General features: G+C 62.8%; 6 protein-coding genes and 1 pseudogene. 1 reads left to right on the top strand and 6 read right to left on the bottom strand.

What is annotated here, in order from left to right:
• Positions 1-109: 109 nt before the first annotated feature.
• On the top strand, positions 110-2,290 hold the full coding sequence (locus ACFXS9_RS11320; protein WP_392688714.1) for a carbamoyltransferase C-terminal domain-containing protein: 2,181 nt from the start codon (positions 110-112) through the stop codon (positions 2,288-2,290).
• Positions 2,291-2,309: 19 nt separating this feature from the next.
• On the opposite strand, the gene ACFXS9_RS11315 is transcribed toward ACFXS9_RS11320, so the two are convergent.
• The 6 genes and pseudogenes from ACFXS9_RS11315 to ACFXS9_RS11290 form a co-directional block, all read right to left on the bottom strand.
• Positions 2,310-3,485: a cupin domain-containing protein gene (locus tag ACFXS9_RS11315; protein ID WP_392688711.1), complete on the bottom strand. Its 1,176-nt coding sequence runs from the start codon at positions 3,483-3,485 to the stop codon at positions 2,310-2,312.
• Between the two features lie 87 nt (positions 3,486-3,572).
• Positions 3,573-4,477: pseudogene (locus tag ACFXS9_RS11310) on the bottom strand (DMT family transporter).
• A 160-nt stretch (positions 4,478-4,637) separates the two neighbouring features.
• Positions 4,638-5,769, bottom strand: a protein-coding gene (gene prfB, locus ACFXS9_RS11305; RefSeq protein WP_392688708.1) for a peptide chain release factor 2 whose coding sequence is annotated in 2 segments (ribosomal slippage) — positions 4,638-5,699 and positions 5,701-5,769 — 1,131 coding nt in all. Because the reading frame shifts where the segments join, the coding sequence is not laid out codon by codon here.
• A gap of 213 nt (positions 5,770-5,982) precedes the next feature.
• A complete protein-coding gene (locus ACFXS9_RS11300; RefSeq protein ID WP_392688705.1) occupies positions 5,983-8,472 on the bottom strand; it encodes a penicillin-binding protein 1A in 2,490 nt (829 codons plus the stop codon).
• Between the two features lie 204 nt (positions 8,473-8,676).
• Positions 8,677-11,187 carry a penicillin-binding protein 1A gene (locus ACFXS9_RS11295; protein ID WP_392688703.1) on the bottom strand — a complete coding sequence of 837 codons (2,511 nt, stop codon included), beginning with the start codon at positions 11,185-11,187 and terminating at the stop codon, positions 8,677-8,679.
• A gap of 241 nt (positions 11,188-11,428) precedes the next feature.
• A complete protein-coding gene (locus tag ACFXS9_RS11290; protein WP_392688701.1) occupies positions 11,429-12,757 on the bottom strand; it encodes an N-acetylmuramoyl-L-alanine amidase in 1,329 nt (442 codons plus the stop codon).
• Positions 12,758-12,791: the final 34 nt, after the last annotated feature.

Below are 12,791 nucleotides of genomic sequence, written 5' to 3'. Positions count from 1 at the left end.
CACCTATTCCGTATGACAAAACGGCATTGTTGCCCGGCGCCAATTGTGATTGATGCGGGCTGCAGGCATGACCTTGCGCGATGGCGAGGCCCAGAGGTTGGACTAAGGCTTGAAACCGAACACACGAATTGGTCCGCGACACCCAAAACTCGCGGCGGGTGGATTTCGCTTTGCGCGCTGGCTCGCTGCAAAGACCATGGGTGCTGCGGGATTTCATCAGCTCGGCTCTGAATTCGCCGATGCGCGGCTCGCACACGTTCGCGACAAACTCGCGCGGGACGAAACGGTGTATCTCGCAGGTCTCGGCGCGCCCGGCACGCATAATTCAGGTCTGGCGTTGGTCGAAGTGACGAAGGCGGATGGGCCGCGGCTGATCGTCAACAACGAGGAAGAACGCTTTTCCGGCAACAAGCACACCACCGAATATCCGAGGCTGTCGATCGACGCGGCGGTAGGAACGCTGCGCGGCATGGGCCGCGATATCGGCGACATCGATGCATGGCTCACGAGTTGGGATTACCCGACGCTCGCCGGCACGCTGGCGCGCTCGGTGGTCGAGGAACTACCGCAGAGCCTAAAACTCGTACGCACCACCGAGGCCACGGGCTTCGATGGCCGCCGCCTCGACCAGATGACGCGGACGCCAAAGGTCCTCGCCCGCCAGCTCGGGCTTGCCGAGCGCGTGCCGTTGATCTGCCTTCCGCATCACGACAACCATGCATGGTTTTCCTACGCTGCCTCGCCATTCGCCGACGACGGCGCGCCGACCGCGATTGCGGTGCTCGACGGCACCGGCGACCAAGGCTCGATCTCGCTCTATGTGGTCGAGAACGGCGCGATGCGCCGGCTCTACTGCAACGACAGCATGTTCGATTCACTCGGCGCATTCTACAGCGTGATCTCGTCGACACAGGGCGGTTGGACCTGGCTATCCAGCGAGGGCCGCTACATGGGCGCTGCCGCCTGGGGCGATATGGACCGCGCCAGCAATCCCTATTACGCGCGGCTGCGCGACGTTCTGCATTTTGGGGCGAACGGCGATATCAGGCTCAATCGCGCGCTGGCCAACTGGTATTGCGACCCGTTCGACCATCCCTACAAGGAAGCGCTCACCAAAATTCTCGGCGAACCGCTTAAGCCGGACCAGCTCTGGAATCCGGATGCGGTGCTGCGTGTCGAGGACATCCACCACCGTCCCGATACCAGGGATCGTCTCGACAAGGCAGCCGCGACGCAACTGGTGTTCGAGGACGCCATGATCCACGTCGTCGATCATTTGTTGCGCACGACCGGCGCCAACCGGCTGGTGCTGACTGGCGGCGTCGCGCTGAACGCGGTCGGCAATATGCGGCTGCTCGAACATTTCGACGAAGCGTGGTTCGCGAGCGCGCAGCGGCGCAAGGGGCGGCTGCATCTGTGGGTGCCGCCGGTGCCCGGCGACCCCGGCGTCACCATCGGTGCCGCCTGGCTGTTCGCGCATCTGGCCGGCGCTCCGCGCGGCGCGCCGATGACGCACGCCTTCTACTGCGGCACGCCGCCCTCGCAAGGCGACATCGTCCACGCCGTTGCGGCCGATGACATCACCTCGCAAAGGATCGGCGATATCTCGACGCCTGAAGGCCTTGAAGCGATCGCCGACCTGATGGCGTTGATGGTCGCCCAAAACGGCGTGATCGCGCTGTATCAGGGCGCGGCCGAGACCGGCCCCCGCGCGCTCGGCCACCGCTCAATTCTCGCCAACCCCTGCGACCCGGCGGTGCGCGAGCTGCTCAACGCGCGCGTCAAATACCGCGAGGCCATTCGGCCGCTGGCGCCGATGGCGACGCTGGAGGCTGCGAAAGAATACTTCGAACTGCTGCCCGGCGCTGCGGATGCCGATTACAATGCCTACAATTACATGGTGCTGACAGCGCATTCGAAGCCTCATGCGCGCGAAAAAATCCCGGCGGTCATCCACGCCGACGGCACCGGCCGCATCCAGATCGTGCGCGCCGGCGACGATCCCCTCACCTATGCGTACTTGAAGGCGCTCGACCGCCATATCGGCGTCGAGTTGTCCGTCAACACCTCCTTCAATGTCGCAGGCCCCATCGCGCAGACCCCGCAGCAGGCGATCGATACGCTGCGTCGCTCAAGGGGCTCGATGTCGTGGTGCTGGTGGCCGGCGACGGCACCGTCACCGCAGCCTGGCACGGCGGCGAGCGCGACAGCGGAAGGTTCAAAAGCTGGCTTGCCGACTGGAAGGCATCAGCTTCCAGTCAGCTTACGCGATAATTCGCTTCTTCCTTGAGATCGGGTGATCCGCCGGCTCAGAGATCGACGCGTTCGCCCGCAACCGCCTTGCGTTCCGCCATGTTGAACCGCCCGCTATAGATTGGGCGCTCACCGGTCGTCGGACCAGGATACTGGACGATGAATATCTCCCCGCCCGTTTCGGTGCGGAATTCACCCTCGAAGTGCGGGTCGGGATGGAACAACACCGTTCCCGGACCATGCAACGTTCCGTCGATTGAAAACTCGCCTTTCAGGATATGCCAGACTTGCGCGAAGCCATGATAGTGCTCGGGATGATAGGCGCCGGCCTCAAGCCGCAGAATTCCTGCGTTCGGTTCGGTCGGGCGTTCCGGTCGCGGATGAAAAAGCATTTTGCCTGTCTCGCCCGGCCACCGGATCGTCTCCCATTCGACTTCGTCGAAATGGCGCGTCTCGTATGGCTTGTGGTCCTTCCGCGACGCTTCGCGCGCGGTCGTCAATCCCGCATTTGCGGCCGCCGTATCGGGAATCTGCTTGCTTCTGACGCTCATTTCGCTCTCCCTTTTGCAGTTTTCTCTCGTTCGCCTTTCCTGCCCGCAATATCGCTCCACCACTCGACCGCGATGGCCGACTGATTTTCGATTGATGTCACCATGAGGAGGCGCGCACTGCCGGACTCCCGCGCCCACGCCATATGCGGTACGTCCGAGCGCAAATGAATCAGAATCGCCGCGCTCCAGCGCGATGGTTTCGTCCCCCACCTGAAATTCGACGCTGCCTTCGAGGACGAAGCACATTTCTTCGCCTGGATGCGCGACCAGCGTCGGCTTGCGCGGTTTTGCCGACAATTCGAGCAGAAAAGTTTCCAGCCGCTGCTCGCCCACGCCCGAAGCGAGTTTGCGCCAGGCATAATCTGCATCAGCGCCCTTCGCTGGAACGGCATCGACTGACCGCACCACTCGATATGCGCGCGTCCGGTCCTCTCCTTCGATGTCGGCAAATAATTCGGCCGGCGGCAACTGAAGGACGCCGGCAATTTCCAAGAGATTGCCGATCGAACACGCGATCAGTCCGCGCTCGATCCGCGAGAGAAATGTCACTGACAGACCGACCATTCCGGCGAGTTCATCGAGCGTCAAACTGCGCGCCGAACGGGCCCTGCGAATGACGGCTCCAATTGCAGCAAGGCGCGCCGCCTCGCGGGCGCGCCGGCCAGCTTCTGCCGAAACCACGCTGCTCTCCCCACGTTTTGCTTATAAGGCAAATCTTATTGCTATATAGGCAAATGTCAAGTGGCTCGCATCGCCTGCGCGAGCCAACTAACGTTCGAGAAACTTCAGCACGCGACCGTCGATCAACAGCAGCGCGCCGCCGATCACCAGTGCGCCCGCGATTTCACGCGGCGAAATCTGCTCGCCGAGCACGAGCGAGCCGAGCAGGATGGCCGTAACAGGCACAAGCAGCGTCACTAGCATGACGTTGGTGGCGCCGGAGCGCCGCAGCACCTGGAAGAAAACGATATAGGCCAGCGCCGTCGACAAGCCGGCGAGGCCGATGATGGCGAACCATGTCACCGTATCAGGCATTGGCAATTGCCACGGCCGCTCGAAAATGCCGGCGACGACGATCATCATCAGGCTCGATGCCATCAATTGAAACGTGGCGGTGGCAAGCGGCGGCGATCCGATAGCGCGCGCCGCGCTATCAGCGCAGAGATGCCATAGCTCAGCGCCGCCGCGAGACACAGCAGGATGCCGAGCCCCTGCCCGTTGGCAAAACCTAATCCGCCGCCCCGAAGGATCACGACGCCGACGAGGCCGACGATCACACCGGCCACACGCCTGATGATGAGCTTCTCCTCGCCCGCCGCCGCCATCACCGCCACCGTGAATAGCGGCGTGGTGGCATTGAGGATCGAAGCCAGTCCGCTTGGGATGCACATCTGTCCGGTGACGATCAGTGAGAACGGCAGCACATTGTTGAACAAGGCGATGAGGAAGAACGGCCTCCAGCCCATCCACCCCTTCGGAAACGGCAGTCGCTGCACGCAAAGCACGGGCAGCAGGATCATGGCGGCCAGCAGCACGCGCAACAGCACGAGCGTAAGCGGCGGCAGCTCGCGTAGCACCACGCCGTTGAAGAAGAACGACCCGCCCCACAGGACGGACAATGCGGCGAGCAACGCCCAGTCGCGCGCATCGATCCGGCCGTCGCTGACTGTCATTTAGTAAGAACCTGGTGAAATCGCGCAGCCAGTTAGGACCGGACGCACGTCGCGGTCCACCCGATTTCCGAAGGTTATTTCGGCCGCGACACGATCTCGATCATCTTGCCTTCGTCATCGTCGGGCGCGTTTACGTTCGCGTTCCGACGTTGGTCATGGATTAGTCCACGTCCTCGACCTGGCCGGGCGCGGTGCCGAACGCGCGCTGCGCCAGCGTCGCCGCCATGAACTCGTCGAGGTCGCCGTCGAGCACGCCCGACGTATCCGAGGTCTGTACGCCGGTGCGCAGGTCCTTCACCATCTGGTAGGGCTGCAGGACGTAGGAGCGGATCTGATGGCCCCAGCCAATATCGGTCTTGGCGGCCTGATCGGCGGCGGCTTGCTCCTCGCGCCTCTTCAGTTCGATTTCGTAGAGCCGCGCGCGCAGCATGTCCCACGCCTGGGCGCGATTCTTGTGCTGCGAGCGGCCGGCCTGGCAGACCACCGCGACGCCGGTCGGAATATGCGTCAGGCGCACCGCGGATTCGGTCTTGTTAACGTGCTGGCCGCCGGCGCCGCCCGAGCGCATGGTATCGGTGCGCACGTCCGACTCCTTGATGTCGATCTTGATCGAGTCGTCGACGACGGGAAAAATTTGCACGGACGAGAACGAGGTGTGCCGGCGCGCATTGGAATCGAACGGCGAGATCCGCACCAGGCGGTGCACGCCCGCTTCGGTCTTCAGCCAGCCATAGGCATTGTGCCCGCTGATCTGGATGGTGGCGGATTTCAGGCCGGCCTCTTCGCCTAGCGTTTCTTCCAGATACTCGATCTTGAAGCCGTGGTTTTCGGCCCAGCGCGTATACATGCGCAGGAGCATCGCGGCCCAGTCCTGGCTTTCGGTGCCGCCGGCGCCGGCATGCACTTCGAGATAGGAATCGAACTTGTCGGCCTCGCCGGACAGCAGCGCTTCCAGCTCGCGGCGGGCGACTTCCTTCTTCAGCGCTTTTAGCGCGTTCTCGGCCTCGACGACCACGCCTTCATCGTTCTCAGCCTCGCCGAGCGCAATCATCTCGACATTGTCGTCGAGCTCGCGCTCGACCTTGCCGATGCCCTCGAGCGCATCCACCAGCGAGGTGCGCTCCTGCATCAGTTTTTGGGCTTTCTGGGGATCGTTCCAGAGGTTGGGGTCTTCGGCGAGCTTGTTCAGCTCGGCCAGTCGTGCCGTCGATTTCTCGACGTCAAAGATGCCTCCTCAGCAGCCCGACTGACTGCTTGATCTCTTCAACAAGGCGTTCGACTTCGGCGCGCATGGTCTCTTCTGTCTGCGGATGGAACCGCTACCGGATGGATGTACAACGGGCCGGATGTAGCGGCGTACGCCGCAAAGCGCAATCGGCTCAGGCCAGTGAACTCGGGTTTTGTTTGATGCCGGCGGGCTAGATTTTTGTTTTGACGGGTTTTCTTGACGCGAACCAGTGTACACCCCGGATCAAGTCCGGGGCAGGCTTTCGCTGGAAAACGCTCTAATACAGCCCGCCGGGGCGCATGACATTGGTGGCGTCAGGCGGGCTTCCCGGCTGCATCGGCACCCGTCCATCATCGACCACGCCGACGACGGCGTAGTTGTCCGGCGGCGCGGTGCCCGGCTTGAACGCCTCCAGGATGGTGCGGCCACCCTCGCCCGGGTTGGGGCGCATCCCGCTCTTGGCATCGACGCGGACCAGCCTGATGCCGGGGGGAATCTTGAACGGGATCGCCGGCTTGTTGGCGAGCGCAAGCTTCATGAAATCTTTGACGATCGGAGCGGCGGTATGGCCGCCTTGCGCGGCTCTGCCCAGACTGCGGGGCTTGTCATAGCCAAGATAGAGACCGACGACGAGATCAGGCGAAAAGCCGATGAACCAGACGTCTTTTCCGTCAGAAGTGGTGCCGGTTTTGCCCGCGATCGGCTTGCCCACCTCCCGCAGCACCGATGCTGTGCCGCCCTGCACCACCCCTTCCATCATCGAGGTGATCTGGTAGGCCGTCATCGGATCGAGCACCAGCTCCCGCCGATCGACAAGCTGAGGCTCGGGCTGGTTTTTCCAACCGCCGGGCGCATCGCAGCCGCGGCACTCGCGCGCGTCATGCTTGAAGATGGTGCGGCCGTAACGGTCCTGAATGCGGTCGATCAAGGTCGGCTTCACGCGACGGCCGCCATTGGCGAGCATCGAATAGGCCGTGACCATCCGCATCACTGTGGTTTCACCGGCGCCGAGCGAATAGGAAAGATAGCTCGGCAACTCATCATAGACGCCGAAGCGTTTGGCATATTCACCGATCAAGGGCATGCCGACATCCTGCGCCAATCGCACTGTCACGGTGTTGACCGACCATTTGAGGGCTTCACGGAGGGTAATGGGACCCCGGTAGCTGCCAACCGAAAAATTCTCGGGACGCCAGACGCCGACGCCCGGCCCCTGATCGATCTCGATCGGCCCGTCGACCATGATGGTCGATGGCGTATACCCATTGTCCATCGCCGCCGAATAGACCAGCGGCTTGAACGTCGATCCCGGCTGACGATAGGCCTGCGTCGCGCGATTGAACTGGCTTTGGTCGAACGAGAAGCCACCCACCATCGCGAGCACGCGGCCGGTCCACGGATCCATCGCGACCATGGCGCCGGACACTTCAGGCAATTGCCGCAGGCGATACTGACCTTCGACCGGGTTGCCCTGCTTGTCGAACAACGGGTCGGCATAGATCACGTCGCCCGGCGACAAAATTTGCGAGACCGAGGCTTGCGTCTTGCTGCGCGCCGAACCGGAGGCCGCTCTCGCCCATCTGACACCGTCCAGCGTGATGAGGCCGGTTTGCCGGTCCTTGGAGATCGCGCCTCCCAGTTCGCGGCCGGGCTGGAAACCGATCCGCGCCGACTGATCGGACGTCTCCAGCACCACGGCCATCCGCCAGGGCGAGATGTCAGAGAGCGATTTGACGTCGGCGAGTTTCACGCCCCAGTCGCCGGAGATGTCGAGCTTGCTCACAGGTCCGCGCCAACCCTGGGCCTCGTCGAAGTTCACGAGACCAGCGGCCATCGCTTTGCGCGCCATCACCTGCAGCTTCGGATCGAGCGTGGCGCGGACCGACAGGCCGCCTTCATAGAGTTTCTTTTCGCCGTAGCGCTCGAAGATGTCGCGCCGGACTTCCTCGGCAAAATATTCGCCGGCAAAAGTATGCGCGGCGTTGGACCGGCTGGCCACGACCAGCGGTTCCTTGCGGGCCTTGTCGGCGTCGGCTTGCTTGATCCAGCCGTTTTCCAAGAGGCGATCGATCACATAGTTGCGCCGCTCGATCGACCGGTCGCGGTTGCGCACCGGATGCAATGTGCCAGGTGCCTTCGGAAGTGCTGCAAGATACGCCGCTTCCGCAACCGTCAGCTCATTCACCGATTTGTCGAAATAGACCAGCGACGCCGCCGCGATGCCGTAGGCGCCGAGGCCGAGATAGATTTCGTTGAGGTAGAGCTCGAGGATGCGATCCTTCGAATACGCCCGCTCGATGCGCATCGCCAGCAAGGCTTCCTTGATCTTGCGGGTGAAGGAAACCTCGTTGGTCAGGAGAAAGGTCTTCGCGACCTGCTGGGTGATCGTTGACGCACCTTGCGGACGCTTGTTGGAGCCGAAATTCTGCACATACGCCACGGCCGCGCGCGCCATGCCGGTGAAGTCCATGCCGCCATGCTCGTAAAAATTCTTGTCCTCGGCCGCGAGGAAGGCGTTGGTGACGAGTTTAGGCATCGCCTGGATCGGCAAATAGAGACGCCGTTCCTTGGCGTATTCGCCAAGCAGCGCGCCGTCGGACGCATGGATGCGCGTCATCACCGGCGGCTCGTAATCCTGAAGCTGCGAATAGTCGGGCAAGTCCCTGGAGAAATGCCAGATTGCGCCTGCAACGCCTGCGACACCGACCAGAAACACCACGGTGCCAGCAGTAAACAGAAAACCCACAAACCGCACCAGCAAGCGCATTACCGAAATTCCATTCCAACCCTTGCGCCGCGACAGCCAGCGTTTGCCCTCGTGCGAAGGCTTTGCGCTATCCTCGGACGCCTATCTCGACCTCGGGCGTTTCGCTCTGCCGCGAGACCAACCATCGGGACCCACCCGGGTCCAGACGCGTGTATCACGCAATGTCCAAGGATACATCCTGAGATTGCCGACGATTCGCCCGGATCAATAAAGTCCGCCGGTGCCGGGCCGCATGATGTTGCCCGCAGCATCAGGCTGGTAGCCTTGCGGGTATCCCTGCGGCGCCCGGCCGTCCATGTCGGCAACACCGATAACCGAGTAATTGTCCGGCGGCGCGGTACCCGGCTTGAACGCTTCGAGGATGGTGCGGCCGCCCTCGCCCGGACCGACGCGCATGCCGCTCTTGGCATCGACGCGAACCAGCTTGATGCCCGCGGGCACCTTGAACGGGACCGCCGGCTTGTCGGCAAGCGCGAGTTTGAGGAAATCCTTGGCGATCGGCGCGGCGAGATGACCGCCAGTCATGCCGCGGCCGAGATTGCGCGGCTTGTCGAAGCCGACATAGATGCCGACCACGAGGTCCGGCGAAAAGCCGATGAACCACGCGTCTTTTTCGTCGTTGGTGGTGCCGGTCTTGCCGGCAATGGGCTTGCCGACTTCCTTGACCACCGTCGCGGTGCCGGCCTGCACCACATATTCCATCATCGAGGTGATCTGGTAGGCCGTCATAGGGTCCAGCACCTGCTCGCGGCGATCCACCAGTTGCGGCTCGGCCTGGTTCTTCCAGCCGCTGGGCACGTCGCAGCCGCGGCATTCGCGGGCGTCATGCTTGAAGATGGTGCGGCCGTAGCGGTCCTGGATACGGTCGATCAGGGTCGGCTTCACACGGCGGCCGCCATTGGCGAACATGGAATAGGCCGTGACCATGCGCATGACCGTGGTTTCACCCGCGCCGAGCGCATAGGACAGGTAATTCGGCAATTCGTCATACACGCCGAAACGCCGCGAATATTCGCCGATCAAGGGCATGCCGATGTCCTGCGCGAGCCGCACGGTCACCGTGTTCAGCGACTGCCGGAGCGCGTTGCGCAGTGTCGTCGGCCCGCCGTACTTGCCGGACGAATAGTTCTCCGGGCGCCACACGCCGGCGCCCTGCCCCTGGTCGATCTCAATGGGCGCGTCGACCACGACGGTCGACGGCGTATAGCCGTTGTCCATTGCCGCCGAATAGACCAGCGGTTTGAACGACGAACCCGGCTGTCGATAGGCTTGCGTCGCGCGGTTGAACTGGCTCTGGTCGAACGAGAAGCCGCCCACCATCGCCAGCACGCGGCCGGTCCACGGATCCATGGCGACCAACGCGCCGGACACTTCCGGCAACTGGCGCAGCCGGTATTGGCCCTCGACCGGCTTGCCTTCCTTGTCGAACAGCGGGTCGGCATAGATCACGTCGCCCGGCGACAGCACCTGCGCCACGGAGCTCGGCGTCCTGCCCTTGGCGGGTCCGGATGCAGCCTTGGCCCAGCGCACGCCATCGAGCGTGATGATGCCGGTCTGCCGCTGCTTGCTGACGGCGCCACCGAGTTCGCGGCCCGGCTGGAAACCTATCCGCGCCGATTGGTCTGATGTCTCCAGCACCACCGCCATCCGCCACGGCGCGATATCAGAGAGCGATTTGACGTCGGCGAGTTTCACGCCCCAATCGCCGGAAATATCGAGCTTCGAGGGCGCGCCGCGCCAGCCACTCGCCTCGTCATATCTCACGAGCCCGGCGACCATCGTCTTGCGCGCCATGACCTGCATCTTGGGGTCGAGCGTGGCACGGACCGACAATCCGCCTTCGTACAGTTTCTTTTCGCCGTAGCGCTCGAAAATGTCGCGCCGGACTTCCTCGGCGAAATATTCGCCGGCGAAGGTATGCGCGCCGTTGCCGCGGCTGGTGGTGACGTTGAGCTGTTCCTTGCGGGCCTTGTCGGCATCGGCCTGCTTGATCCAGCCGTTTTCTACCAGGCGATCGACCACGTAGTTGCGCCGCTCCACAGCGCGATCGCGGTTACGCACCGGGTGCAGCGCCGCGGGCGCCTTCGGCAGCGCCGCCAGATAGGAGGCTTCCGCGATGGTGAGCTCGTTCACCGATTTGTCGAAATAGACAAGCGACGCCGCCGCGATGCCGTAGGCGCCGAGACCAAGATAGATCTCATTGAGATAGAGCTCGAGGATGCGGTCCTTCGAATAGGCGCGCTCGATGCGCATCGCCAGCAAGGCTTCCTTGATCTTGCGGGTGAAAGAGACCTCGTTGGTCAGAAGGAAGTTTTTTGCGACCTGCTGGGTGATCGTCGACGCACCCTGCGGACGCTTGTTGGAGCCGAAATTCTGCGCATAGAGCACGGCCGCGCGCGCCATGCCGGTGAAGTCGATGCCGCCATGCTCGTAAAAATTCTTGTCTTCGGCCGCGAGGAAGGCGTTGATGACGAGTTTTGGCACCGCCTGGATCGGCAGATAGAGCCGGCGCTCCTTGGAATATTCGCCGAGCAGTGCGCCGTCGGACGCGTGCACACGCGTCATCACTGGCGGCTCGTAATCCTGAAGCTGCGAATAGTCGGGCAAGTCCTTGGAGAAATGCCAGATCGCGCCCGCGACGCCTGCCACGCCGACCAGGAACACCACGGTGCCGGCCGCAAACAGGAAACCCAAAAACCGGACCAGCAAGCGCATTATCGAAGTTCCGTTCCAACCCTGTGCGCCGTCATCCGCGGCGCCTATCCAGATACGGCAATCCCGCCGGACGGGTTGCCGTTACGCGGTCGAACAATAATTAAGGTCCGGCGGACAATATTGACCGATTCCAAAGACCAGCAGTCCGTTTTCTATACCGTTGCCGCTGTGGCCAAACTAGGGCTTGGTCCGTCGGACGGCCCCTTTTCAATCCACCCTTACGCCACGCGTACCGGGCTTTTCACTTGGCTGGTCCGGCAGTTGCCAGCCGTTTGGCCAGAAAAGTATCAATTGCCTGCGCCATCGCGCCGACCGTCTTGTTCCGCCAGTTTTCCGATACCAGAAGCTCGAGGTCGCCCTTGTTCGAGACATAGCCGAGTTCGACCAGCACCGACGGCACGTCCGGGGCCTTCAGAACCCGGAAACCGGCCGATTTCAACGGATGCTTGTGCATCCGCACGGTATTCTTCATTTCACTCATCAGCGTCCGTGCAAACCGGTTTGAAAAGGTTTTGGTCTCCCGCTGCACCAGGTCGATCAGGATGTCGGCGACTTCGGTCGGCTCGTCGACGAGGCTTACTCCGCCAATCGCGTCCGACTTATTTTCGGTATCGGCCAGCCGCTCGGCCTCGGAGTCGGAGGCCTTATCTGAAAGCGTGTAGATGGTGGCGCCATGGGCGTCGCCCTCGCCGCGCGGCAAAGCGTCGGCATGGATCGAGACGAACAGTGCCGCCGCCTCGTTGCGTGCGACCTTCACGCGGTCGCCAAGCGGTATGAAAGTGTCGTCCGTCCGGGTCATGACGACGCGATACTTGCCCGATTTCTCAATCCGGTCGCGCAGCGCCAGGCCGAAGGTCAGCACCAAGTTCTTTTCCATGATATCGCCGCCGCCGGCCTGGGTGCCGTTGTCGACACCGCCATGACCGGGATCGATCACGATCACCGGCCGCTTGTCGGGTGCTTGTGGCGGCTGGGCGATTGACGAATCCGGTTGAGCGGCGGCGTTGGCCTCGGCGATCGCGGGCCGCAGTTCGGGGCGGCTTTCCGGCGGCAGCGACTGGACAAAGGCGGTGCGGTCCACCTGTTCGAATTCGAGCACCAGCCGCGGCGGTTGGCCGTTGGCCGCTTCCAGCACATAGGATTTGGCGATCTTGGTCGGCCCCGTCAGGTCGAACACGATCCGTGATCCGCCTGGCATGACGAGACCGTAACGGAACGCCTTGACCAGCCCCCGTCCCCCGACTCCGATCCCGGCGGGAAGATTGAAGCTGACCTGGGGAAGATCGACGACCACGCGATAAGGGTCCGCCAGCGCAAAGGCGCGAAACTGAACCGGCTTGTCCAGATCGAGGATGAAACGGGTCTGCTTGGCATCGCCAGCCAGCCGGGCATCGGACGCGATCGGGAAATTCGATACGGCCGCCGGGCCGGGGACGGCGGCGACAGAAGCCGGCGGTTGAGAAGCTCCTCCCTGGGCTGCGCAGGAATCAATCATCTGGGTGCACAGCAACGCTGCGGTGCACAATAACCCACATCCCAGCAAAACAAGGTGATTTGCGCGGCTCGCCAACGATTCGGTGCCTCCGGAGGAGCCCTCCTTACCG

This window comes from Bradyrhizobium sp. RDI18 (assembly GCF_043203335.1).
In the GTDB taxonomy this organism is placed as follows: domain Bacteria; phylum Pseudomonadota; class Alphaproteobacteria; order Rhizobiales; family Xanthobacteraceae; genus Bradyrhizobium; species Bradyrhizobium retamae.
The sequence above is the reverse complement of the archived record's forward strand: the minus strand, read 5'-3'. Positions and strand labels throughout refer to the sequence as shown.